The following is a 23,051-nucleotide window of genomic DNA, read 5'->3' on the forward strand; positions in this document are numbered from 1 at the left end:
CATGGCTTGCCCGCTGTGTGAGGCCGATGGCGGCGTGCTGGTCCACCGGGCCGAACGCTGGCGGGTGATCCGGGCCGAAGAGGCGAATTTCCCCGCCTTCTACCGGGTGGTCTGGAACACCCATGTGGCCGAGTTCTCCGACCTGTCGTCCGCTGACCGCACCGAATGCATGGCAGTGGTAGCCCAGGTGGAGCAAGTGCTTCGCACGCAATTGCAGCCCACCAAAATCAACCTTGCCGCACTCGGCAATATGGTGCCACACCTGCACTGGCATGTGGTTGCCCGGTTTGCCGACGACACACATTTCCCTGACCCGGTCTGGGCGCCCGCCCGCCGGCCGGCCGACGAGGGCCGGCTGCAGGCGCTGCGCCAGCGTCTGCCGGCGTTGGACGCGACCATGGCCGCCGCGCTGGCTACGATGGACCGATAATTCCCCTTTTGTGTTGACCGCGCCGCGTGCGCAGGAAAAATCCCATGGCCGGCTTGCAAGCCGGGGCGCCCACGCCCCAAGACATCACCGTGCACAGCGTCTCCAAGGTGCTGGAAGTTGCCTTCTCCGACGGCAAGACCTTCCGCATCCCGTTCGAGCTGATGCGCATCTACTCGCCCTCGGCCGAGGTCCAGGGCCACGGGCCGGGCCAGGAGGTCTTGCAGACCGGCAAGCGCCAGGTGGGCATCACCGCGCTGGCGCCGGTGGGCAATTACGCGGTGCAGCCGACCTTTTCCGATGGCCACGACACCGGCATCTTCTCCTGGGACCTGCTGTACTTTCTGGGTGCCCAGCAAGACCAGCTGTGGGCCGACTACGAGGCCCGGCTGGTGGCCGCCGGTCGCTCGCGTGACGACGCCATGCCGGTGGCCGGTGGCCACGCCTGCGGCAGCCACTGAACCGGCGCCCGGCTGTTCCGACGGCCGGCCCCGCCGGCCTGACGCCAGGCCGCTCTGCATTTCTCTCAACTGCACCATTCCCGGGCTGCGGGTGCGCCTTCTGGACGCCGGCCCGGTTTCCCCCCTAGGATGACGCCATGAGCACCACCCACTTCGGTTTCGAGTCGGTCGACGAGCGCGAAAAGGCCCGCCGCGTGCGCGGTGTGTTCGACTCGGTCGCCTCCAAATACGACCTGATGAACGACCTGATGTCGGCCGGCCTGCACCGGGCCTGGAAGGCCTACACGGTGATGGTGGCCAATTTGCAGGAAGGGGCCCAGGTGCTGGACATTGCCGGCGGCACCGGCGATTTGTCGCAGGCTTTTGCCGCCAAGGTCGGCCCCAGCGGCCGGGTGGTTCACACCGACATCAACGAGGCCATGCTGCGCACCGGCCGCGACCGTCTGCTCGACGCCGGCCTGTCGCTGCCCACACTGGTATGCGATGCCGAGAAGCTGCCTTTCCCCAGCAACCATTTCGACCTGGTCAGCGTGGCCTTCGGCCTGCGCAACATGACCCACAAGGACGTGGCGCTGGCCGAGATGAACCGCGTGCTCAAGCCGGGTGGCAAGCTGCTGGTGCTGGAGTTTTCCAAGGTCGCCAAGCCGCTGGAAAAGGCCTACGACTGGTACTCGTTCAGCGTGCTGCCGCGGCTGGGCAAGCTGGTGGCCGGCGACGACGCCAGCTACCGCTACCTGGCCGAGTCCATCCGCATGCACCCCGACCAGCAGGCGCTCAAAGCCCTGATGCAGGGCGCCGGCTTCGGCCATGTGGACTACCACAACCTTGCGGCGGGTGTGGTGGCCCTGCACGTGGGCATCAAATGCTGAAGGCCTGTGGGACACTGAACAGAACAAGCAACGCCTGACAGCGACGAGGAGACATGATGAAACTGTGGACCGTGATACTCGCCTTGGCCTTGGTGGCCACCGGCATGGAGGCCGAAGCGGCCCGGCGCCTGGGCGGCGGCGGCTCGCTGGGCAAACAGTCGAGCAACGTGACGCAGCGCCAAAGCACCCCACCGGCCGCGCCCACTGCGCCCACCCAGGGTGCAACCGCGGCCAAGCCGGCCACGCCTGCCGCCGCACCAGCGGCCGCGGCCCCCAAGCGCCCCTGGGGCGCGATGCTGGGCGGTCTGGCGGCCGGCCTCGGCCTGGCCTGGCTGGCCAGCTCGCTGGGCCTGGGTGAAGCCTTCGGCCAGTTCCTGCTGATCGGCCTGTTGGTGATGGTGGGCATGGCGGTGGTGGGCATGGTGATGCGCTCGCGCCGCCAGGCCGCGGCCGCCCGCAGCCCGTTCGCCTTCGAGGGCGCTGGCAATGCCCATGCGCCCGGCCTGTACAAGCCCGAGAACGTCGGCAACGACGCCTCGGCCCGGCCCTGGGAGCGGGCCAGCATGGCCTTTGACATGTCGCGGTCCGAGGGCAGTGGCGCCAGCGGCAGCGGCGTGGTGATCGGCTCGGCCCTGGCCGGCGCGCAAAGCTGGGGTGTGCCCAGCGGCTTCGACCAGGACGGCTTCCTGAACCAGGCCAAGGCCAATTTCATCACCCTGCAGAACGCCTGGGACAAGGCCGACATCGCCGCGCTGCGGGCGATGATGACCGACGAGATGGTGGGCGAGATTCGCCAGCAGCTGGCCGACCGTGAACAACACACCGGTGGCAGCCACAACCAGACCGACGTGGTCATGCTCAACGCCCAGCTGCTGGGCATCGAGGACCTGGGTGCGGCCTACATGGCCAGCGTGGAGTTCTCTGGCATGATCCGCGAGGAGCCCTCGGCCGGCCCCAGCCCCTTCCGCGAGGTCTGGAACATGACCAAGCCCAAAGACGGTTCCAGCGGCTGGCTGGTCGCTGGTTTGCAAGCGCTGCAATGAGGTGGATGGCCCGGCCCGCACCGGGCCAGGGCCTTCTCCGCGGGCCGGTCGGGCAATGCCCCGCCGGCCTTTTTTGTGCCCGAACCGTGACGGATTCCACCGGATAATCGCGTCCATGACCCCAAGGCCCACCCTCTCTTTTCTGGACGGTCTGTTCGACCGCCTGTCGTCCAGCTTTCAGCCACCCGCCTGGGCGGTCGACGAGGCCCAGCACCGGCTGGTGCTGTTGCTCAACCATGTGCTGATGCAGGAGCCCCAGGCCCAGGCCCGGCTGGCCCGGGTCAAGGGCAGCACGGTGCGGGTGCAGTGGCGCACGCTGTCGCTGCAGTTCCAGGCCACGCCGGCCGGCCTGCTCGACCGGGTGGCCGAAGGCGGCCGCGCGCCCGACCTGACGCTCAGCGTCACCGAAACCTCGCCCGCTGCGCTGGCCCAGGCCGCTCTGCGCGGTGACAAGCCGCCCATCAACATCGAGGGCGATGTGCAGCTGGCGGCCGAGGTGGGCTGGCTGGTCGACCATGTGCGCTGGGACCTGGAAGAAGACCTGTCGCGGCTGATCGGTGACGCCCCGGCCCACACCCTGGCCGAGGCCGGGCGACGCCTGGCCTCCGGACTGCGTGACTTCATTGCCCGCGGCCCCGCAGCCGGTGGAAAGCCCGCCGCGTGATGGGCGGCCGGGCCGGCTGGTTCAGCCGCTTCTTCCGCGGCGTGGCGATCGTCTGGATCGTGTTGCGGCACGGCCTGGACGAGCTGCTGCTGACCAGCTTCCAGCACCGCGGCCTGCACGGTCTGGCCCGCATCGTCTCGCTGGGGCGCAAGCTCGACGCGCCGCGTGGCCAGCGGCTGCGCGAGGCGCTGGAACAGCTGGGCCCGATCTTTGTGAAATTCGGCCAGGTGCTGTCGACCCGGCGTGACCTGCTGCCGGCCGACATCGCCGACGAGCTGGCCAAGTTGCAGGACCGGGTGCCGCCGTTTCCATCGGCGGTGGCCATTGCCACGGTGGAGCGGGCTTTCCGCCGCCCGGTGGGCGAGGTGTTTGCCAGCTTCGAGGCCGAGCCGGTGGCCAGCGCCTCCATCGCCCAGGTGCACTTCGCCACGCTGGTCGACCGCAGCGGGCGGCTGCGCGAGGTGGCGGTCAAGGTGCTGCGGCCGGGCATGCTGCCGGCGATCGACAAGGACCTGGCGCTGATGCACCAGATGGCCGGCTGGGTGGAATGGCTCAGCGCCGACGGCAAGCGGCTCAAGCCGCGCGAGGTGGTGGCCGAGTTCGACAAATACCTGCACGACGAGCTGGACCTGGTGCGTGAGGCCGCCAGCGCCGCCCAGCTGCGCCGCAACATGGCCGGGCTGGACCTGGTGCTGATCCCGGAAATCCTGTGGGACTGGTGCCATCCCGAGGTGATGGTGATGGAGCGCATGCACGGCGTGCCCATCAGCCAGCTGGAACGGCTGCGCGACGCCGGGGTCGACATCCCCAAGCTGGCCCGTGACGGCGTGACGCTGTTTTTCACCCAGGTCTTCCGCGACGGCTTTTTCCACGCCGACATGCACCCGGGCAACATCCAGGTCAGCCTGGACCCGGCCACCTTCGGCCGCTACATCTCGCTGGACTTCGGCATCGTCGGCACGCTGACCGAGGTCGACAAGGACTACCTGGCGCAGAACTTCATCGCCTTTTTCCGCCGCGACTACAAGCGCGTGGCCGAGCTGCACATCGAGAGCGGCTGGGTGCCGGCCGGCACCCGGGTCGACGAGCTGGAGGCGGCCATCCGCGCAGTCTGCGAGCCCTACTTCGACCGGCCGCTGAAGGAAATCTCGCTGGGCATGGTGTTGATGCGGCTGTTCCAGACCTCGCGCCGTTTCCAGGTGGAAATCCAGCCCCAGCTGGTGCTGCTGCAGAAAACCCTGCTCAACATCGAAGGCCTGGGCCGCCAGCTCGACCCCGAACTGGATTTGTGGAGCACCGCCAAGCCCTTTCTGGAAAAGTGGATGCAGGACCAGGTGGGTCCGCAGCGCCTGCTGGAGCAGCTCAAGGCCGAGGCGCCGCGCTACGCCCAGCTGCTGCCCGAGCTGCCGCGCCTGGTGCACCAGTTTTTGTCGCAGTCGCAAAGCGGCGAGCGCGAGGCGCTGCGGGCGCTGCTGTTGGAGCAGCGCCGCACCAACCGGCTGCTGCAAAGCCTGGTCTATGGCGGCATGGGCTTTGTGCTGGGCCTGGTGGTGATGAACCTGGTGTTCCGCTTCACGCTGCGCTGAGGCCAGCGCCGGCGGATTTGTCGATAATCCGGGTCTCATTTGGGAGCGTGCCGTGCTGTTGACCCTCGTCGTCGTCTACTTGTTGGTGACCATTGCCGTCGGCCTGTACGCCGGGCGGCGGGTCAAGAACACCGCCGATTTCGCCATCGCCGGCCGGCATTTGCCGATGGCCATGATCGTCACCACCACCTTTGCCACCTGGTTCGGTTCGGAAACCGTGCTGGGCATCCCGGCCAAATTCATCGAGAACGGCCTGCACGGCGTGGTGGAAGACCCGTTCGGCGCCGGCAGCTGTTTGATCCTGGTCGGCCTGTTCTTCGCCGGCAAGCTCTACCGGCTGACGCTGCTGACCATCAGCGACTACTACCGCGAACGCTACGGCCGTGCGGTGGAAATCATCTGTTCGCTGATCATCATGCTGAGCTATCTGGGCTGGGTGTCGGCCCAGGTCACCGCGCTGGGCCTGGTGTTCAACGTGCTGTCGGGCGGCTACATCAGCATCCCGGTGGGCATGGTGATTGGCGTGCTGTCCATCCTGGCCTACACCATGTTCGGTGGCATGTGGTCGGTGGCCATCACCGACTTTTTCCAGATGATCATCCTGGTGGTGGGCCTGAGCGTGATCGCCTGGTTCGCCGCCGACCTGGCCGGCGGCTCTGACAAGGTGCTGGCGCTGGCCACCAGCAAAGACCTGTTCAAGTTCTGGCCCGAGCCCAGCTTCAAGGACGTCCTGTTCTTTTTTGCCGCGGCCATCACCATCATGTTCGGCTCCATCCCGCAGCAGGACGTGTTCCAGCGGGTGATGTCGGCCAACAGCCTGAAGGCCGCCACCCACGGCCCGGTGATCGGCGGCATCTGCTACATCCTGTTCGCCTTTGTGCCCATGTTCCTGGTGGCCAGCGCGCTGGTCATCATGCCGGAGCAGACCGCCCAGCTGCTGAAGGACGACCCGCAGAAAATCCTGCCGGTGCTGGTGCTGGAGAAGATGCCCTTCATCATGCAGGTGCTGTTTTTTGGCGCGCTGCTGTCGGCCATCAAGTCGGCCGCCTCGGCCACCTTGCTGGCCCCCAGCGTGACCTTTGTGGAAAACATCTGGCGGCAGTTCAAACCCAAGATCAACGACCGCGAGCAGCTGCGCACCATGCGGCTGACGGTGCTGGTGTTCGCCGCGCTGGTGCTGGTCTATGCCATTGCCAGCCAGGGCACGCCGATTTACGAGCTGGTGTCGGGCGCCTACCAGGTCACGCTGGTGGGGGCTTTCGTGCCGCTGCTGGCTGGCCTGTACTGGCCGCGCGCCACCACCCAGGGCGCGCTGGCGTCCATTGGGCTGGGCATCGCGGCCTGGCTGGTGTTTCTGGCCAGCCCGCTGGGCGCGGCTTTTCCGGCCCAGCTGGCCGGCGTGCTGGCCGGCCTGCTGGGCATGCTGGCCGGCTCACTGGCGCCGCAGTTCATCGCCAACGCCCATGTGGCGCACCGCAAGGTGGCCGGGCTGGCCTGATCCCGGCCGGCCCCGGCGAGGGGCAAACGCCGCCTCTCTATAATTGAAGGTTTTGCGTTGCCACCTGCCCCACTGCCATGCCTATCTACGCTTACAAATGCGAGTCCTGCGGGCACACCAAGGACGTTCTGCAAAAAATGGCTGACGCGCCGCTCACCGATTGCCCGGCCTGCCACGCGCCCAGTTTCCGCAAACAACTCACCGCTGCCGGCTTCCAGCTCAAAGGCTCGGGCTGGTATGTGACCGATTTCCGCGGCGGCACCCCGTCGGCCGGCGGCGAGACCAAGCCGGCCGGCGCCACCGCAGCACCGGCCGCCGAGGCCGCCAAGCCGGCGGCCACACCGGCCGCGCCTTCGTCGGACAGCGGCAGCAAGCCCTCCGGCACCACCTGATTTCCCTTTAAGGCCCCATGCGCAAATACTTCCTCACCGGCCTGCTGGTCTGGGCGCCGCTGGCCATCACCATCTGGGTGATCACCTGGGGCCTGGGCGCGCTCGATGGGGTGTTTGGCTCGGTCATGGCCGCGTTGATCGCCGTCATGCCCGAGGCTCTGCGGCCGGCACTGGCCAATTTCCGCAACATCCCCGGCCTGGGCATCGTGCTGGTGCTGGGCGTGATTTTCCTCACCGGCATGTTCGCGGCCAACATCGCCGGCCGCTGGGCGCTGCGCCAGTCCGACCGGCTGCTGCAGCAGATTCCCATCGTCCGGTCCATTTATTCCAGCGTCAAGCAGGTCTCGGACACGCTGTTCTCCAGCAACGGCAACGCCTTCCGCAAGGCCTTGTTGGTGCAGTACCCGCGCCAGGGCAGCTGGACCATCGGCTTTCTGACCGGTGCACCCGGCGGCGAGGTGGCCGCCCACCTGCCCAGCGAACATGTCAGCGTCTATGTGCCGACCACGCCCAATCCCACCTCGGGCTTCTTCCTGATGTTGCCCAAAAACGAGGTGGTGGAACTCGACATGAGCGTCGACGAGGCGCTCAAATACATCATCTCCATGGGTGTGGTGGTGCCCAACGGTGTGGCCCATCCGTCCCCGTCCACCGAACCCCGTTCGTCAACGCACCCCGGGTGCTGAAAGCTGAGTCTGTCCTATGTCTTCGATGCGTTCCACTTACTGCGGTCTGGTGACCGAAGCCCATCTGGGCCAGACCGTGACCTTGTGCGGCTGGGTCAACCGCCGGCGTGACCACGGCGGCGTGATCTTCATCGACCTGCGCGACCGTGAAGGTTATGTGCAGGTGGTCTGTGACCCCGACCGCACCGAGCAGTTCAAGGTGGCCGAAGAGGTGCGGAACGAGTTCTGCGTGCAGGTCAAGGGCCTGGTGCGGGCCCGCCCGGCCGGCACCACCAACGACAAGCTGAAAAGCGGCCAGATCGAGGTGCTGTGCCACGAACTGACGGTGCTGAACGCCTCGGTCACACCGCCTTTCCAGCTCGACGACGACAACCTGTCTGAGACCACCCGCTTGACGCACCGCGTGCTGGACCTGCGCCGCCCCTACATGCAGAACAACCTGATGCTGCGCTACCGCGTGGCCATGGAAGTGCGCAAATTCCTCGACGCCAACGGCTTCGTCGACATCGAAACCCCCATGCTCACCAAGAGCACGCCCGAGGGCGCGCGCGACTACCTGGTGCCCAGCCGCGTGCACGACGGCATGTTCTTCGCGCTGCCGCAGAGCCCCCAGCTGTTCAAGCAGCTGCTGATGGTGGCCGGCTTTGACCGCTACTACCAGATCACCAAGTGTTTCCGTGACGAAGACCTGCGCGCCGACCGCCAGCCCGAGTTCACGCAGATCGACATTGAAACCTCGTTCATGACCGAGCAGGACATCCGCACGATGTTCGAGGAGCTGCTGCGCACCACCTTCCAGAACGTGCTGGGCGTGGATCTGGGCCAACTGCCCGTGATGCAGTACGCCGACGCCATGCGCCTGTACGGCTCCGATAAGCCCGACCTGCGGGTGCAGATGGCGTTCACCGAGCTCACCGACGTGATGAAGGACGTGGACTTCAAGGTCTTCAGCGGCGCGGCCAACATGGTCGGTGGCCGGGTGGTGGGCCTGCGGGTGCCGGGCGGCGCCGAAATGGCGCGTAGCGAGATCGACGCCTACACCGAGTTCGTCAAGATCTACGGCGCCAAGGGCCTGGCCTACATCAAGGTCAACGAGGTCGGCGCCACGCTGAATCGCGACGGCCTGCAAAGCCCCATCGTCAAGAACATCCACGACGCCGCACTCACCGAAATCCTGGCCCGTACCGGCGCCCAGGCCGGCGACCTGATTTTCTTTGGAGCCGACAAGGCCAAGGTCGTCAACGACGCCATCGGCAACCTGCGCATCAAGATCGGCCACAGCGAGTTCGGCAAGGCCCGCGGCCTGGTTCAGGGCACTTGGATGCCGCTGTGGGTGGTCGATTTCCCGATGTTCGAGTACGACGAGGAAGGCAAGCGCTGGAGCGCCATGCACCACCCCTTCACCGCACCCAAGGACGGCCACGAAGACTGGCTGGCCACCGACCCGGGCAAGTGCATCGCCAAGGCCTATGACCTGGTGCTCAACGGCTGGGAACTGGGCGGTGGTTCGGTGCGCATTCACCGCGCCGACGTGCAGAGCAAGGTCTTCACCGCGCTCAACATCGGTGCCGAAGAAGCGCAGGAGAAGTTCGGCTTCCTGCTCGACGCGCTGCAGTACGGCGCGCCGCCGCACGGTGGCCTGGCTTTCGGCCTGGACCGCATCGTCACCATGATGACCGGCGCCGAATCCATCCGCGACGTGATCGCCTTCCCCAAGACCCAGCGCGCCCAGTGCCTGCTGACCCAGGCCCCCAGCCCGGTCGACGAGAAGCAGCTGCGCGAACTGCACATCAAGCTGCGCAACGTCGCCCCCGCGGCCTGATCCAGCCCCCACCCTGGCCCCTGCGGTCAGGGTGGGCCAGCGCCTGACATGGCCTTGCGTTAGCATGGCCACATGACATCCCCCAGCTTGGGCCGGACGGCCTGCAGACACCTGGCCGCGGCCTTGGGGCTGGCCCTGCTCAGCGCCTGTGGTGGCGGCATCAGCATCTCGGCCGGCTTTGGTTTTGGCGGTTCCGACCCCCTGCCCTTCCAGCCCGCTTTTCCCACCATCACCGCCGGCCCGCAGGCCCAGACGGTGGTGGAAGGGCAGTCGGCGCGCTTCAGTGCCAGTGCCGTGGGCGGGCCCGACCTGGCCTACCAATGGCAGCGCGACGGCGTCGACATTCCCGGGGCCAATGCCGCCAGCTACACCACGCCGGCGCTGGTACCCAGCGACAGTGGCAGCCAGTACAGCCTGAGGGCCCGCTCGGGCGGCGTCAGCACCAGTTCGGTGGCGGCCACGCTGCAGGTGCTGGCCGACACCGCCACACCCGCCCCGCAAACCTGGTCGGTGGCACCGTCGACCGCCGGGCCCGGCCAGGACGACAGCTTTGGCAGCCACTTTGCCGCCTTCAACCCGGCGGTGTCCCCCAACGGCCTGCTGTTTGTGTTTTTCCCCGGCACCGGCGCCGTTCCCGACAACTACCGGCTGATCGTCCAGGCGGCCGCCCACAACGGTTTTGCCGCCATTGGCCTGGCCTACCCCAACAACAGCACCGTCACCGGCGCTTGTCTGGGCAATGCCAACCCCGACTGCACCCGGCTGATCCGCGATGAAACCTTCAGCGGCAGCAATGTGTCGCCGCTGGTCAACGTGGACATGGCCAACAGCATCCGCAACCGCCTGACCACGCTGCTGGTTTTGTTGGCACAGCAGCAGCCCCAGGGTGGCTGGGCCCGTTTCATCGACGCCGGTGGCAACCTGCGTTGGTCGCTGATCCGCGTCGGTGGCCATTCGCAGGGCGGCGGCACGGCGGTGCACACCGGCAAAACGCAGGCGGTGGACCGGGCCTGTTTTTTTGCCGCCCCCGGCGACACCACCGACGGCCAGCAGGCCGTCGCGCCCTGGGTGGCCTCGGCCGGAGTGACGCCCGCCGCGCGGATGTACGGCTTTGCCCATCTGCAGGACGGCATCATTCCCAACGCGCTGGTGTTGCAGGAATGGGCGGCGTTGCAGCTGGACAGCTTTGGTGCCGCACTGAACGTGGACAGCGCCTTGCCCCCTTACGGCGGCCGCCACATGCTGCTGACCAATGTGGCGCGCGGCAACCCGCTCACGCCGGCCGGCCTGGCCTTCCACAACCTGCCGGTGGTGGATTTCTTCACCCCCATGGACGCTGGCCTGCCCAGCCTGCGCCGCGTCTGGCAAAGCCTTTGTTTCGTGCCGTGACGCACAAAGTGCCGGAGTCGGTGCTGGTGGTCATCCACACCCCGGCGCTGGACGTGCTGCTGATCGAGCGGGCCGACGCCCCGGGCTTCTGGCAATCGGTCACCGGCAGCAAAGACCACCCGGACGAGGCCTTCGGTACCACCGCCGCCCGCGAAGTGTGGGAAGAAACCGGCATCGACTGCCGTCCCGGCACGCCGCTGGCCGCGGGCCTGTGCGACTGGGGCCTGGAAAACGTCTACGAGATCTACCCGCAATGGCGCCACCGCTATGCGCCCGGCGTGACGCACAACACCGAGCACCTGTTCGGCCTGTGGGTGCCCGCCGGCACGCCGGTGCGCTTGAGCCCGCGCGAACACACGGCCCACCGCTGGCTGCCCTGGCGTGCCGCGGCCGAGGCCTGCTTTTCACCGTCCAACGCCGAGGCCATTCTGTGGCTGCCCCGGTTTTCCGGTAAGGTCGGCGCATGACGGTTCTGCGCGTGGCCACCTACAACATCCACAAAGGTGTGCAGGGCATGGGCCCGGCCCGCCGTCTGGAAATCCACAACCTGGGCCATGCGGTCGAGCAGCTCGATGCCGACATCGTCTGCCTGCAGGAGGTGCGCAAACTGCACCGCCGCCAACAGCAGCACTTTGCCCATTGGCCCGAGCTGCCGCAGGCCGAGTTCCTGGCCCCCGAGGGTTACGAGGCCATCTACCAGACCAATGCCGTCACCCGCCATGGCGAGCATGGCAACGCGCTGCTGTCGCGCTGGCCGGTGCAACACCATGGCCATGAGGACATGTCCGACCACCGCTTCGAGCAGCGGGGTTTGCTGCATGTGCAGGTGGCGGTGGACGGCCGCGAGGTCCATGTGGTGGTGCTGCACCTGGGGCTGATCCCGGGCAGCCGGACCCGCCAGATCGCCCAGCTGGAGCGCTTCATTGCCCGCGAGGTGCCGGCCAGGGCACCGCTGCTGGTGGCCGGGGACTTCAACGACTGGGGCGCCCGGCTGCGTCCGGCCCTGCAGACCCTGGGCCTGCGCGATTTCCAGGGCGAACGGCTGGCCACCTACCCGGCCCGGCTGCCGCTGGCCCAGCTCGACTACGTCTACGCCCGTGGGCTGAAACCCACCGGGGTGGAAATTCCCAAAGGCCGCATCTGGTGGCGCATGTCCGACCATTTGCCGCTGATCGCCGAGTTCAGCTTCTGAGGTCCCGCCCCCATGGCCACGCCCCCGCCCGTGCTGCGCCCCGGTCACCGCATTGAGCTGCTGGAGGGCAGCCGCCAGTACTTCGCCGCGCTGGTGGCAGCCATGGACGCGGCCCAGCACGAGGTCTGGCTGGAAACCTACATTTTTGACCTGACCGGCAGCACCACCGCGGTGGCCGAGGCCCTGGTGCGATCGGCGCAGCGTGGCGTGGCGGTGCGGCTGGTGGTGGACGGCGTGGGCACCGACGCGCTGCCGGCCGACTGGCTGGCCCGCTTTGACGCCGCCGGTGTGCGCTGGGCGGTGTTCTCCCGGCTGGGCGCTTTGGGCCTGGTGATCCCCAGCCGCTGGCGTCGCCTGCACCGCAAGCTCTGTCTGATCGACGGGCAACTGGCCTTTTGCGGCGGCATCAACCTGCTGGACGACTTTCACGACCCGAACCACGGCCCGCTGAGTGCGCCGCGCTTCGACTTTGCGGTGCGCATCACCGGCCCGCTGTGCGACGAGGTGCGGCAGACCATGCTGCAGCTGTGGCTGCGCATGCAGGGCCTGCGCGACTTCCGTCAGCGCGACTTCGCCGGCGCACTGCGCAGCTTCCGCGCCGCCAGTGGCCGTCCGCCCGCTCCCAGCACCCCTGCGGCCCGGGTGGCCGCACCGGCCCGCGCCGCGCTGCTGCTGCGCGACAACCTGCGCCATCGCACCCGCATCGAAAAAGCCTATTTGCGGGCGATTGCCAACGCGCAAACGGAGATTGTCATTGCCAACGCCTATTTCATGCCCGGTGGCAAGCTGCGCCGGGCGCTGGCCCTGGCCGCCCAGCGCGGGGTGAGGGTGCAGCTGCTGCTGCAGGGCAAGTACGAGTACTTCATGCAGTACTACGCGTCGCGGCCCATCTACAGCGCGCTGCTGGGCGCCGGGGTGGAAATCCACGAGTACGAGGCCAGCTTTCTGCATGCCAAGGTGGCGGTGGTCGACGCCGGCGGCGCCCACCCCTGGGCCACCGTGGGCTCGTCCAACCTCGACCCTTTGAGCCTGCTGCTGGCCCGCGAGGCCAACGTCGCCATCGAAGACCCGGCCTTCGCCGTGCAGCTGCGCGACCGGCTGCAGCAGGCCATGGCCCACGAGGGCAGGCGCATCGACGCGGCGCAGTTCGCCCACCGGCCGCTGGGCCAGCGCGTCAAGGAACGGCTGGCCTGGATGCTGATGAACCTGGCGCTGTTCCTGCAGGGCAAGCGTTACTGAGGCGGGGCAGGTGGCCAGCGCGCGGCAGCATGCGGATCTGGTGGTGCAGCGGCCCGAGGGGCTGTACTGCCCGGCCGGCGATTTTTTCATCGACCCCTGGCGGCCGGTGGACCGGGCCGTCATCACCCACGCCCATGCCGACCATGCCCGCGCCGGCCATGGCCACTACCTCGCCGCCGCGCCGGGCGAGGGCGTGCTGCGGGCCCGGCTGGGGGACATCCGGCTGCAGCCGCTGGCCTATGGCGAGGCCATCAACCACCACGGCGTGACGGTCTCGCTGCACCCGGCCGGCCATGTGCTGGGCTCGGCCCAGGTGCGGCTGGCCCATGGCGGCCAGGTCTGGGTGGCCAGCGGCGACTACAAGGTCGCGCCCGACGCCACCTGCGCGCCCTTCGAGCCGGTGGCCTGTGATGTGTTCATCACCGAGTCCACCTTCGGCCTGCCGATCTACCGCTGGCGGCCCGACGCCGAGGTGTTTGCCGACATCAACGCCTGGTGGCAGGCCAATGCCGCGCTGGGCCGGGCCAGCCTGCTGATGTGCTACAGCTTTGGCAAGGCGCAGCGCATCCTCAGCGGGGTGGACGCCGCCATCGGGCCCATCGTCGTGCACAGCGCGGTCGAGCCACTGAACCGGGCCTACCGTGCCGCCGGCGTGGCCTTGCCCGACACCCGCACCGTCAGCGAGGTGAGTGACCCGGCCGACCTGCGGCGCGCGCTGGTGCTGTGCCCGCCGAGCGCCGCCGCCGGGCCCTGGGCCCAACGCTTTGGCGACGCCAGCCAGGCCTTCGCCAGCGGCTGGATGCAGCTGCGCGGCGCGCGCCGCCGCGGCGGCCACGACCGCGGCTTTGTGCTCAGCGACCACGCCGACTGGCCCGGCCTGCTGGGAGCGATCGGCGCCACCGGGGCCCAGCGCGTCATCGTCACCCACGGCCAGGTGCCGGTGATGGTGCGCTACCTCGGCGGTCAGGGGTTGCAGGCCGAGGCCTTCGAGACCGAGTACGGCGACGAAGCCGCCGAAGACCCAGCGGCCGAGTCCGCTGCTGCTGCGCCATGAAGGCCTTTGCCCGTTTGTTCACCGAACTCGACAGCACCACGGCCACATCGGCGAAGGTGGCGGCGCTGGTGCGCTACTTCGCCAGCGCCGAACCGGCCGACGCGGCCTGGGCGGTGTATTTTCTGGCCGGCGGCAAGCCGCGCCAGGTGGTCAAGACCGCGCAGCTGCGGGCCCTGGCCTGCCAGGTGGCCGGCCTCGACGACTGGCTGTTCGAGGCCTGTTACCAGGCGGTGGGGGATTTGGCCGAAACGATTGCCCACATCCTGCCGCGGGAAAGCACCCGGTCCGACCTGGGGCTGGCCGACTGGGTCGAACAGCGGCTGCTGCCGCTGCGCGGACTGGCCGAGGACGAGGTGGCACAGCGCGTGAAAGCCTACTGGCGCGAGCTGGACCCGCAGGGCCGCTTTCTGCTGGTCAAGCTGGTGGGTGGCGGTTTTCGGGTGGGGGTGAGTAAGTTGCTGGTGCAGCGTGCGCTGGCCCAGCATGCCGGCATCGACGCCAAGCGGGTGGCGCAGCGCATGATGGGCTACACCGACGGCAAGCGCCTGCCCAGCGCCAGCGACTTTGCCGCGCTGCTGGCACCGGTGTCCGACGGCGATGGCGCGGCGCGCGATCCCGGCCAGCCCTACCCGTTTTTCTTGGCCCACCCGCTGGCCGCTGTCGACCTCGATCAGGCGCTGGGCGCGGTGGGCGACTGGCAGGTGGAGTGGAAGTACGACGGCATCCGCGGCCAGCTGGTCAAGCGGGCCGGCCAGGTCTGGGTGTGGTCGCGTGGCGAGGAGTTGGTGACCGAGCGTTTCCCCGAGGTGGTGGCCTTGGCCCAGGGCCTGCCCGACGGCACGGTGCTCGATGGCGAGCTGCTGGCGTGGAAAGACCAGCGCCCGGCGCCATTTGCATTGCTGCAGCAGCGCATCGGCCGCAAGACGCTGAACAAAAAAGTGCTGGCCGATGCACCGGTGAATTTCATGGCCTACGACCTGCTGGAAGACGGCGGCCGCGACATCCGTGTGCTGCCGCAGCACGAGCGGCGGACGCTGCTGGCGGCCCGGCTGGCCGACACCGCGCTGCCGCTGTCGCCGGTGGAGGAGCGCGCCAGCTGGGCCGACTACGCCGTGCTGCGCGACGAGTCACGCGCGCGCGGCATGGAGGGCTTCATGCTCAAGCGCCGCGATGCGGCCTATGGCACCGGCAGGACGAAAGCCGACGGCCTGTGGTGGAAATGGAAGATCGACCCGATGAGCGTGGACTGTGTGCTGATCTACGCCCAGGCCGGCCACGGCCGCCGCGCCTCGGTCTACACCGACTACACCTTCGCGGTCTGGAATCGGCCGCCCCAGGACCAGGCCGAGGCCGATGCGGTGCTCGACGCCATCGCCGCCAAACAACCCGTCCAGCCGGGCGCGCTTCAGCTCGTCGCATTTGCCAAGGCCTATTCGGGCCTGACCGACGAGGAGTTCAAGGCGGTCGATGCCATCATCCGCAAGACCACGCTGGAGAAGTTCGGCCCGGTGCGCGCGGTTCGGCCCTCGCTGGTGTTCGAACTCGGTTTCGAGGGCATCAACCGCAGCCCGCGCCACAAAAGCGGGGTGGCAGTGCGGTTCCCGCGCATGCTGCGCCGTCGCCACGACAAGCCGCTGCACGAAGCCAACACCTTGCAAGACCTTGAGTTGCTCCTGAATTCATAGCTTAAAAGCGCCGTCTGACAATGGATTGGCCGCAGTAAAACGGGGAAATCAAACGCTGGTAGGATGTGGCTCGACATGACAAGCAAGCCCCTCCTTACCCCCGACGCACCCGATGACGGTGTGCCCGTGTCGGTGAAAATCCGCGAACGCGTGCTGGCTTCCCGCAAGCGCTTCCACGCCAACGACAACATCGCCGATTTCGTGCGACCCGGCGAGCTGGAACGGCTGCTCGACGAGGTCACGACCAAGATGGAAGGCGTGCTGTCCAGCCTGGTGATCGACACCGACAACGACCACAACACCGCCGACACCGCCCGCCGGGTGGCCAAGATGTACGTCAACGAGGTGTTTCGCGGCCGCTATGTGGCGGGCCCGACCATCACCGAGTTCCCCAACGTCGGCCACCTCAACGAGTTGATGATCGTCGGCCCCATCACCGTGCGCAGCGCCTGCAGCCACCATTTCTGCCCGGTGATTGGCAAGATCTGGATCGGTGTGATGCCCAACGAACACACCAACGTGATCGGCCTGTCCAAGTACGCGCGGTTGGCCGAATGGGTCATGGGCCGGCCGCAGATCCAGGAAGAGGCGGTGGTGCAACTGGCCGACCTGATCCAGGAAAAAACCCAGCCCGACGGCCTGGCCATCGTCATGGAGGCCAGCCACTACTGCATGGCCTGGCGTGGCGTCAAAGACATGGACAGCCGCATGATCAACTCGGTCATGCGCGGGGTGTTCCTCAAGGACCCCAACCTGCGGCGCGAATTCCTCTCGCTCATTCCCAACAAAGCCTGAACCGGGACACACCATGCTGGTACGCCTTCTTTACGCCAGCCGCGCCGTGGACACGAGCGCGGATGCCATCGACGCCATCCTGGCCCAGTCGCGCCAGTTCAATCCGCTGAGCGGCATCACCGGCATCCTCTGCTACGGCGGCGGTATCTTTCTGCAGGCCATCGAGGGCGGGCGCATGCCGGTCAGCGAGTTGTACGGCCACATCCAGAAAGACACCCGGCACAAGGACGTGGTGCTGCTGCACTACGAAGAGATCAGCGAACGCCGCTTCGGTGGTTGGACCATGGGCCAGGTCAACATGTCCAAGATCAACACCAGCATCCTGCTGAAGTACGCCGAAAAGCCCGAGCTCGACCCCTACGCGGTGTCGGGCTTGGTGTCGTTGGCCCTGCTGGAAGAACTGATGGCCACTGCGTCCATCATTGGCAGAGCATGAGCCCCCACGCTCCCCACTGCGTGTGGTTCGCTGCCCCCCGAGGGGACCGCATTTCGCCTTGGGGCGGCCCGGCGGCGAAACAGGGGGCAGGAGTCGGCCTGTGAGTGCGGTGTTGGGCCGCCTGCCGCGCCAGGTCGCCTGGGGCGATTGCGACCCCGCAGGCATCATCTACTACCCCACCTACTACCGCTGGATGGACGCCGCCACCTGGGCCTTGCTGGACCAGGTGGGTTATCCCGCCAGCCGCATCCGTGCCGAGCGCTGGACCATTCCCTCGGTGGACACGCAATGCGCGTTTGTCAGCTCGCCCACCTACGGCGACGCTTGCGAGGTGTTGTCCAAAGTCACCCGCATGGGCAACAGCTCCTTTGTGATCGGCCACGAGTTTGTCCATGCCGATGGCCGCCTGCTGGCCCGCGGCAGCGAAACCCGGGTCTGGTGCACCTACGAGGCCCCGGGCAGCCCGCTGCGCAGCGGGCCGGTGCCGGCCGCGCTGCGGCAGGCGCTGGGCCTGTCGGCGTGAGCCTCGCCAGCGGCCCGGGCTTGCTGCTCGGCTGTGATTTTTCCAGCGCCCCCTCGCGCCGCAAGCCGGTCGTGCTGGCCCTGGGCGAATGGCGGTCCGGCCGGGTGGTGGTGTCGCAGCTGCTGCGGCTGGACAGCCTGGACGCTTTCGCCGCCTGGCTGGCCCAGCCGGCGGACTGGGTGGGCGCCTTCGATTTCCCTTTCGGCCTGCCGCGCGAGCTGGTCACCACGCTGGGCTGGCCCACCGACTGGCTGGCCTGCATGCGCCACTACGCGGCGCTCGACCGCGACACCCTGCGCGCCACCTTCGCCGCCTTTTGCGACGCCCGCCCGGTGGGCGGCAAATTCGCCCACCGCGCCTGCGACGGCCCGGCCGGCGCCAGCCCCAGCATGAAATGGGTCAACCCGCCGGTGGCTTTCATGCTGCATGCCGGTGTGCCGCCGCTGCTGGCGGCCGGTGTGCACCTGCCCGGTCTGCACAACGGCGACCCCCGCCGGGTGGCGCTGGAGGGCTACCCCGGCCTGCTGGCGCGCGAGCTGCTGGGTCACCGCAGCTACAAAAGCGACGACAAGGCCAAACAGACGCCGGAGCGGCTGATCGCCCGCAAGGACCTGATCACCGCCCTCGAAAACGGCCACAGCCGGCTGGGCCTGCGCCTCAAGCTCAGCCATGCCCAGCGCGACGCGCTGGTGGACGACGCCAGCGGCGACAGCCTGGACGCGGTGCTGTGTTTGCTGCAGGCCGCCTGGGCCCAGCAGCGCCATGCCGAGGGCGACGCCCGCTACGGCCTGCCCGACCAGATGGACCCGCTGGAAGGCTGGATCGTCACCGCCTGAGCCGGCCCGTGCAGCCGTTGGCCGGCCGTTCTACACTGCGCCAGCCGCACTTTGGAGACTTGCCATGGGCCCACGCCACGTCACGCTGTTCCACGCCCCACAGACCCGCTCGTCCGGCGCCTTGCTGCTGCTGGAAGAGCTGCAGGCCGACCACGACGTCACGCTGTTGAACATGAAAGCCGGCGAGCACCGCCAGCCGGCCTACCTGGCCATCAACCCCATGGGCAAGGTGCCCGCGCTGGTGCACCAGGGCGCGGTGGTCACCGAGCAGGTGGCCATCTTCACCTACCTGGCCGATTTGTACCCTGAGGCCGGCCTGGCCCCGGCCATCGGTGATCCGCTGCGTGGCCCCTACCTGCGCTGGCTGGCCTTTTACGGTTCCAGCTTCGAGCCGGCGGTGGTGGACCGGGCGCAGAAGGCCACGCCACCCCAGGCGATGTGCCCTTACGGCGACTACGACACCATGCTGAAGACGCTCACCGACCAGCTGGCCCGTGGCCCCTGTTTGCTCGGCGAGCGCTTCAGCGCCGCCGATGTGCTGTGGGGTGGGGCGCTGGCCTGGACCACCGCCTTCGGCCTGGTGCCCAAGCTGCCGGTGATCGAGGCCTACATCGCCCGCCACCAGGCCCGTCCGGCGGTGGCACGGGCCCAGGCCCGCGACGCCGCGTTCACCCGGCAGCTGTCGCAGCAGTCCCAGTGAACGCTTTTTCACCAGGAGACACCCCATGCCCACCTACACCGTCACCGTGGCCCAAGGCCGTCTGACCGCCGCCCACAAACTGGCCGTGGCCCAGGCCATCACCCAGACCCATGCCGGCGTGACCGGCGCACCCAGCTACTTTGCGCAGGTGATCTTCCACGAGGTCCAACCGGGCAACCACTTCATCGGTGGCGCGCCGCTGGCGGCCGACCAGCTGTTTGTCCATGGCCAGATCCGCGCCGGTCGCACGGTGGACGAGAAAGACCGGCTGGTGCGTGGCCTGCTGCAGGCGGTGGGCGCGGCGGCCGGTGCCGAGCCGCACGCGGTGTGGGTCTACATCCTCGACCTGGTGCCACGCCAGATGGCCGAGTTCGGCCATGTGCTGCCCGAACCCGGCGGCGAGGCCGCCTGGACCGCGGCCCTGCCTGAGCAGGACCGGGCGCGCATGCAGGCCATCGGGCGCTGAGTGCTGCCGATGCCATTGGCGTGAGGCGCACCCCCCAGCGGCCGCCGCCCCAGGGCCTGGCCGATGCCTGGCTGGCGGCCCGCGGCTGGCAGGCCTTTGATTTCCAGCGCGCGGTCTGGCAGGCCATGGCCGAGGGCCGCAGCGGCCTGCTGCACGCCACCACCGGTTCGGGCAAAACCTATGCGGTCTGGCTGGGCCTGCTGCAGGCCCTGGCCGAGGCGCTGCCCGCTGGGCGCAGCGCGCCGGGCTTGAGCGTGCTGTGGATCACCCCGATGCGGGCGCTGGCGGCCGACACCACCCTGGCCCTGCAGGCGCCGCTGGTCGACCTGGCGCCGCACTGGACGCTGGGCCAGCGCACCGGTGACACCCCCAGCGGCGAACGGGCCCGGCAAGACCGGCACTTTCCCACCGTGCTGGTCACCACGCCCGAATCGCTGAGCCTGATGCTGTCGCGCGAGCAGGCGCCCACCGAGCTGGCCGGTGTGCGCTGCGTGGTGGCCGACGAGTGGCACGAGTTGCTGGGCAACAAGCGCGGCGTGCAGCTGCAGCTGGCGCTGGCCCGGCTGCGCCGCTTCAACCCGGCGCTGATGGCCTGGGGGTTGAGCGCCACGCTGGGCAATTCCGAAGAGGCCTTGCAGGTGCTGTGTGGCACCGGTGTGCCCACCGGCCTGGCGCCGGCTCTGGTGCGCGGCCGGCTCGACAAGACCCTGGTGATCGATACCTTGATTCCAACCGACCCTGGCAACTACTCCTGGGCCGGCCACCTGGGCGCGCGCATGCAGCAGCCGGTGGTGGACGAGATCGCCCGCTCCGGCCCCACGCTGGTGTTCACCAACACCCGGGCGCAGGCCGAGATCTGGTACCAGCTGCTGCTGGCGGCCAAACCCGAGTGGGCGGGCGAGATCGCGCTGCACCACGGCAGCCTGGCCAAGGAGGTGCGGGCCTGGGTGGAGGCGGCGCTGAAAGAAGGGCGGCTGCGCGCGGTGGTGGCCACCTCGTCGCTGGACCTGGGGGTGGACTTTCTGCCGGTGGAGCGGGTGCTGCAGATGGGCTCGGCCAAGGGCGTGGCCCGGCTGCTGCAGCGTGCCGGCCGCAGCGGCCACGCGCCCGGCCGGCCCAGCCGCATCACCCTGGTGCCCACCCACACGCTGGAACTGGTGGAGGCGGCTGCCGCCCGCCGCGCCGCCGAGGCCGGCCAGTTGGAAAAGCGCCATTCGCCCGACCAGCCGCTGGACGTGCTGGTGCAGCACCTGGTGACGGTAGCCCTGGGCGGGGGGTTCACGGCCGACGCGCTGTTCGACGAGGTGCGCAGCGCCTGGGCCTACCGCGGGCTCCGCCGTGACGCCTTCGACTGGGCGCTGGCCTTTTGCGAGCGCGGCGGCAGCAGCCTCACCGCCTACCCCGATTACCACCGCATCCAGGCCGACGGCGAGGGTGTTTACCGGGTGCCCGACCGGGGCATCGCGCGCCGGCACCGGCTGGCCATCGGCACCATCGTCAGCGACGCGGCCATGCAGGTGAAATACCTCAGCGGCGCCACCATCGGCACGGTGGAGGAGGGCTTCATTGCCCGCCTGCGCAAGGGCGACTGCTTTGTGTTCGCCGGCCGGCTGCTGGAGTTCATCCGGGTCCACGAGATGGCCGCCATCGTCAAGAAGGCTGAGAAATCCAAGGGTGCCGTGCCCAACTGGCAGGGTGGCAAGATGCCGCTGTCCACCGAGATGGCCGACGCGGTGCTGGTGCTGCTGGCCGAGGCCGCGCAGGGGCGCTTCGACAGCCCGGAGCTGCAGGCGGCCCGGCCCATGCTGGCCACCCAGGCCCGCCGCTCACAGCTGCCCACACCGGGCACGCTGCTGGTGGAAACCCACCGCTCGCGCGAAGGCCACCACCTGGCGCTTTACCCCTTTGCCGGCCGCCAGGTCCACCTGGGCCTGAGCAGCCTGCTGGCCTGGCGGCTGGCCCGGGCCGCGCCCAACACCTTCAGCCTGTCGGTCAACGACTACGGCCTGGAGTTGCTGAGTGCCCAGCCCTTTGACATCGGCCCGGTGCTGGACGGTTCGGCCTGGTCCACCACCGACCTGCTGGCCGATGTGCTGGCCTCGCTGAACGCCTCCGAACTGGCGCAGCGCCGCTTCCGCGAGATCGCCCGGGTGGCCGGTCTGGTGTTCAGCGGCTACCCCGGCGCGCCCAAAAGCATGAAGCAGCTGCAGGCCTCCAGCGGCCTGTTTTTCGAGGTGTTCCGCAAACACGATCCCGGCAACCGGCTGCTGAGCCAGGCCGAAACCGAGGTGCTGACGCAGGAGCTGGACCTGGCCCGGCTGGGCGACACGCTGGCCCGGCTGGCCGGGCAGCGGGTGGTGCATGTGGCTTTGCAGCACCCCAGCCCGCTGGGCCTGCCGCTGATGGTGGAGCGGCTGCGCGAAAAGCTCAGCACCGAAACCCTGGCCGCCCGGCTGGCGCGGCTGGTGTCGGCGATGGAAAAAGGGGAGGGCTGAGGGGGCTCAGCCGTGGGGGGTGCCGCAGACCGGGCAGCCGGCGGCGCGCGGCAGGCGCAGGCTGTTCCACTCCATGGCGCGGCCGTCCAGCATCAGCAGCCGGCCGGTCAGCGGCTCGCCGGTGGGCACCAGCAGCTTCAGCGCCTCGGCCGCCTGCATCGCGCCGACGATGCCCACCAGCGGCGCGAACACGCCCATGGTGGCGCAGCGGGTTTCTTCAAAGGTGGTGTCGGGCGGGAACACGCAGGCGTAGCAGGGCGAGGCGGGGTCGCGCGGGTCGTACACCGCCACCTGGCCGTCGAAACGGATGGCTGCCCCGGACACCAGCGGTTTGCGGTGTTTGACGCAGGCCGCGTTGACAGCCTGCCGGGTGCCAAAGTTGTCGCAGCAGTCCAGCACCACATCGGCGCGGGCCACCAGTTCGTCCAGCAGCGCGGCGTCGGCCCGCAACACCACCGGGTGCACCACCACGTCGGGGTTGATGGCGGCGATCGCCTGCTGGGCCGACAGCGCCTTGGGCTGGCCCACCCGGGCCAGGTTGTGGGCGATCTGGCGTTGCAGATTGGTTTCATCCACCTGGTCGTGGTCGACGATGGTGATCTGGCCCACGCCGGCCGAGCCCAGGTAGAGCGCCGCCGGCGAGCCCAGGCCGCCAGCGCCGATGATCAGCGCGTGCGCGGCGAGCAGCCGTTCCTGGCCGTCGGTGCCCACCTCGTTGAGCAGGATGTGGCGCGAGTAGCGCAGCAGCTGGTCGTCGGTCATCGGTGGGGCAGGCGGGGCGCCGGGCGGGCCC

24 protein-coding genes are annotated in these 23,051 nt (G+C 68.7%); 23 read left to right on the top strand and 1 reads right to left on the bottom strand.

Annotation, left to right across the window (positions count from 1 at the left end; genetic code table 11):
* Nucleotide 1 precedes the first annotated feature (1 nt).
* The 23 genes from AC4BAR_RS08060 (at nt 2) to AC4BAR_RS08170 (ending at nt 22,258) form a co-directional block, all read left to right on the top strand.
* A complete protein-coding gene (locus tag AC4BAR_RS08060) occupies nt 2-430 on the top strand; it encodes an HIT family protein (RefSeq protein ID WP_490627334.1) in 429 nt (142 codons plus the stop codon).
* A gap of 44 nt (nt 431-474) precedes the next feature.
* Nucleotides 475-888 carry a gamma-butyrobetaine hydroxylase family protein gene (locus AC4BAR_RS08065; protein ID WP_490627335.1) on the top strand — a complete coding sequence of 138 codons (414 nt, stop codon included), beginning with the start codon at nt 475-477 and terminating at the stop codon, nt 886-888.
* 137 nt (nt 889-1,025) lie between these two features.
* A complete protein-coding gene (gene ubiE, locus AC4BAR_RS08070; RefSeq protein ID WP_490627336.1) occupies nt 1,026-1,757 on the top strand; it encodes a bifunctional demethylmenaquinone methyltransferase/2-methoxy-6-polyprenyl-1,4-benzoquinol methylase UbiE in 732 nt (243 codons plus the stop codon).
* Between the two features lie 53 nt (nt 1,758-1,810).
* Nucleotides 1,811-2,800 carry a Tim44 domain-containing protein gene (locus tag AC4BAR_RS08075; RefSeq protein WP_490627337.1) on the top strand — a complete coding sequence of 330 codons (990 nt, stop codon included), beginning with the start codon at nt 1,811-1,813 and terminating at the stop codon, nt 2,798-2,800.
* Between the two features lie 115 nt (nt 2,801-2,915).
* Nucleotides 2,916-3,464: a ubiquinone biosynthesis accessory factor UbiJ gene (locus AC4BAR_RS08080; RefSeq protein WP_490627338.1), complete on the top strand. Its 549-nt coding sequence runs from the start codon at nt 2,916-2,918 to the stop codon at nt 3,462-3,464.
* Entirely contained in the window at nt 3,464-5,050 is a 1,587-nt protein-coding gene (gene ubiB / locus AC4BAR_RS08085; RefSeq protein ID WP_490627339.1) for a ubiquinone biosynthesis regulatory protein kinase UbiB, read from the top strand. Before AC4BAR_RS08080 ends, ubiB begins: the two co-directional genes overlap by 1 nt.
* A 52-nt stretch (nt 5,051-5,102) precedes the next feature.
* The gene (locus AC4BAR_RS08090) at nt 5,103-6,548 is read left to right on the top strand and encodes a high affinity choline transporter 1 (RefSeq protein WP_490627340.1); all 1,446 of its coding nucleotides are present in this window, start codon (nt 5,103-5,105) and stop codon (nt 6,546-6,548) included.
* Nucleotides 6,549-6,625: 77 nt separating this feature from the next.
* Nucleotides 6,626-6,940: an FmdB family zinc ribbon protein gene (locus AC4BAR_RS08095; protein WP_490627341.1), complete on the top strand. Its 315-nt coding sequence runs from the start codon at nt 6,626-6,628 to the stop codon at nt 6,938-6,940.
* Between the two features lie 17 nt (nt 6,941-6,957).
* A complete protein-coding gene (locus AC4BAR_RS08100; RefSeq protein WP_490627342.1) occupies nt 6,958-7,626 on the top strand; it encodes a DUF502 domain-containing protein in 669 nt (222 codons plus the stop codon).
* 16 nt (nt 7,627-7,642) lie between these two features.
* Nucleotides 7,643-9,448, top strand: coding sequence for an aspartate--tRNA ligase (gene aspS / locus AC4BAR_RS08105; protein ID WP_490627343.1), 1,806 nt, complete (start codon nt 7,643-7,645; stop codon nt 9,446-9,448).
* 72 nt (nt 9,449-9,520) lie between these two features.
* Complete coding sequence (locus AC4BAR_RS08110; RefSeq protein WP_490627344.1) at nt 9,521-10,837, top strand: BPSS1187 family protein; 1,317 nt, start codon at nt 9,521-9,523, stop codon at nt 10,835-10,837.
* Nucleotides 10,834-11,304, top strand: a complete 471-nt coding sequence (nudB, locus tag AC4BAR_RS08115; protein WP_490627345.1) for a dihydroneopterin triphosphate diphosphatase — start codon at nt 10,834-10,836, stop codon at nt 11,302-11,304. Before AC4BAR_RS08110 ends, nudB begins: the two co-directional genes overlap by 4 nt.
* On the top strand, nt 11,301-12,029 hold the full coding sequence (locus tag AC4BAR_RS08120; protein WP_490627346.1) for an endonuclease/exonuclease/phosphatase family protein: 729 nt from the start codon (nt 11,301-11,303) through the stop codon (nt 12,027-12,029). The genes nudB and AC4BAR_RS08120 overlap by 4 nt, the downstream gene beginning before the upstream one ends.
* 12 nt (nt 12,030-12,041) lie before the next feature.
* The gene (gene clsB / locus AC4BAR_RS08125; RefSeq protein ID WP_490627347.1) at nt 12,042-13,268 is read left to right on the top strand and encodes a cardiolipin synthase ClsB; all 1,227 of its coding nucleotides are present in this window, start codon (nt 12,042-12,044) and stop codon (nt 13,266-13,268) included.
* Nucleotides 13,269-13,278: 10 nt separating this feature from the next.
* Nucleotides 13,279-14,322: a ligase-associated DNA damage response exonuclease gene (locus tag AC4BAR_RS08130; RefSeq protein ID WP_490627348.1), complete on the top strand. Its 1,044-nt coding sequence runs from the start codon at nt 13,279-13,281 to the stop codon at nt 14,320-14,322.
* Nucleotides 14,319-16,007: an ATP-dependent DNA ligase gene (locus AC4BAR_RS08135; protein ID WP_490627349.1), complete on the top strand. Its 1,689-nt coding sequence runs from the start codon at nt 14,319-14,321 to the stop codon at nt 16,005-16,007. The genes AC4BAR_RS08130 and AC4BAR_RS08135 overlap by 4 nt, the downstream gene beginning before the upstream one ends.
* A 75-nt stretch (nt 16,008-16,082) precedes the next feature.
* Nucleotides 16,083-16,802, top strand: coding sequence for a GTP cyclohydrolase I (gene folE, locus AC4BAR_RS08140; RefSeq protein ID WP_490627350.1), 720 nt, complete (start codon nt 16,083-16,085; stop codon nt 16,800-16,802).
* Nucleotides 16,803-16,815: 13 nt separating this feature from the next.
* On the top strand, nt 16,816-17,238 hold the full coding sequence (locus tag AC4BAR_RS08145) for a BLUF domain-containing protein (protein WP_490627351.1): 423 nt from the start codon (nt 16,816-16,818) through the stop codon (nt 17,236-17,238).
* Nucleotides 17,239-17,338: 100 nt separating this feature from the next.
* Entirely contained in the window at nt 17,339-17,761 is a 423-nt protein-coding gene (locus AC4BAR_RS08150) for an acyl-CoA thioesterase (protein WP_490627352.1), read from the top strand.
* The gene (locus AC4BAR_RS08155; protein ID WP_490627353.1) at nt 17,758-18,597 is read left to right on the top strand and encodes a DUF429 domain-containing protein; all 840 of its coding nucleotides are present in this window, start codon (nt 17,758-17,760) and stop codon (nt 18,595-18,597) included. The genes AC4BAR_RS08150 and AC4BAR_RS08155 overlap by 4 nt, the downstream gene beginning before the upstream one ends.
* 64 nt (nt 18,598-18,661) lie before the next feature.
* Nucleotides 18,662-19,297, top strand: a complete 636-nt coding sequence (locus AC4BAR_RS08160; RefSeq protein WP_490627354.1) for a glutathione S-transferase family protein — start codon at nt 18,662-18,664, stop codon at nt 19,295-19,297.
* 25 nt (nt 19,298-19,322) lie between these two features.
* Complete coding sequence (locus AC4BAR_RS08165) at nt 19,323-19,763, top strand: tautomerase family protein (RefSeq protein WP_490627355.1); 441 nt, start codon at nt 19,323-19,325, stop codon at nt 19,761-19,763.
* Between the two features lie 20 nt (nt 19,764-19,783).
* Nucleotides 19,784-22,258, top strand: coding sequence for a ligase-associated DNA damage response DEXH box helicase (locus tag AC4BAR_RS08170; RefSeq protein ID WP_490627356.1), 2,475 nt, complete (start codon nt 19,784-19,786; stop codon nt 22,256-22,258).
* Between the two features lie 6 nt (nt 22,259-22,264).
* Here the strand turns inward: AC4BAR_RS08170 and AC4BAR_RS08175 are convergent, their stop codons facing one another.
* A complete protein-coding gene (locus AC4BAR_RS08175) occupies nt 22,265-23,020 on the bottom strand; it encodes a HesA/MoeB/ThiF family protein (RefSeq protein WP_490627357.1) in 756 nt (251 codons plus the stop codon).
* Nucleotides 23,021-23,051 lie beyond the last annotated feature (31 nt).

It is taken from the genome of Rhodoferax sp. SPJ4 (assembly GCF_058216275.1).

Coding starts and splice junctions, on each gene's coding strand:
- AC4BAR_RS08135 (WP_490627349.1), top strand. CDS start 14,319: ATGAAGGCCTTTGCCCGTTTGTTCACCGAACTCGACAGCACCACGGCC.
- ubiB (WP_490627339.1), top strand. CDS start 3,464: ATGGGCGGCCGGGCCGGCTGGTTCAGCCGCTTCTTCCGCGGCGTGGCG.
- AC4BAR_RS08120 (WP_490627346.1), top strand. CDS start 11,301: ATGACGGTTCTGCGCGTGGCCACCTACAACATCCACAAAGGTGTGCAG.
- AC4BAR_RS08100 (WP_490627342.1), top strand. CDS start 6,958: ATGCGCAAATACTTCCTCACCGGCCTGCTGGTCTGGGCGCCGCTGGCC.
- AC4BAR_RS08080 (WP_490627338.1), top strand. CDS start 2,916: ATGACCCCAAGGCCCACCCTCTCTTTTCTGGACGGTCTGTTCGACCGC.
- aspS (WP_490627343.1), top strand. CDS start 7,643: ATGTCTTCGATGCGTTCCACTTACTGCGGTCTGGTGACCGAAGCCCAT.
- AC4BAR_RS08160 (WP_490627354.1), top strand. CDS start 18,662: ATGGGCCCACGCCACGTCACGCTGTTCCACGCCCCACAGACCCGCTCG.
- AC4BAR_RS08145 (WP_490627351.1), top strand. CDS start 16,816: ATGCTGGTACGCCTTCTTTACGCCAGCCGCGCCGTGGACACGAGCGCG.
- AC4BAR_RS08075 (WP_490627337.1), top strand. CDS start 1,811: ATGATGAAACTGTGGACCGTGATACTCGCCTTGGCCTTGGTGGCCACC.
- AC4BAR_RS08165 (WP_490627355.1), top strand. CDS start 19,323: ATGCCCACCTACACCGTCACCGTGGCCCAAGGCCGTCTGACCGCCGCC.
- clsB (WP_490627347.1), top strand. CDS start 12,042: ATGGCCACGCCCCCGCCCGTGCTGCGCCCCGGTCACCGCATTGAGCTG.
- AC4BAR_RS08110 (WP_490627344.1), top strand. CDS start 9,521: ATGACATCCCCCAGCTTGGGCCGGACGGCCTGCAGACACCTGGCCGCG.
- AC4BAR_RS08065 (WP_490627335.1), top strand. CDS start 475: ATGGCCGGCTTGCAAGCCGGGGCGCCCACGCCCCAAGACATCACCGTG.
- folE (WP_490627350.1), top strand. CDS start 16,083: ATGACAAGCAAGCCCCTCCTTACCCCCGACGCACCCGATGACGGTGTG.
- AC4BAR_RS08095 (WP_490627341.1), top strand. CDS start 6,626: ATGCCTATCTACGCTTACAAATGCGAGTCCTGCGGGCACACCAAGGAC.
- AC4BAR_RS08175 (WP_490627357.1), bottom strand. CDS start 23,020: ATGACCGACGACCAGCTGCTGCGCTACTCGCGCCACATCCTGCTCAAC.
- AC4BAR_RS08060 (WP_490627334.1), top strand. CDS start 2: ATGGCTTGCCCGCTGTGTGAGGCCGATGGCGGCGTGCTGGTCCACCGG.
- ubiE (WP_490627336.1), top strand. CDS start 1,026: ATGAGCACCACCCACTTCGGTTTCGAGTCGGTCGACGAGCGCGAAAAG.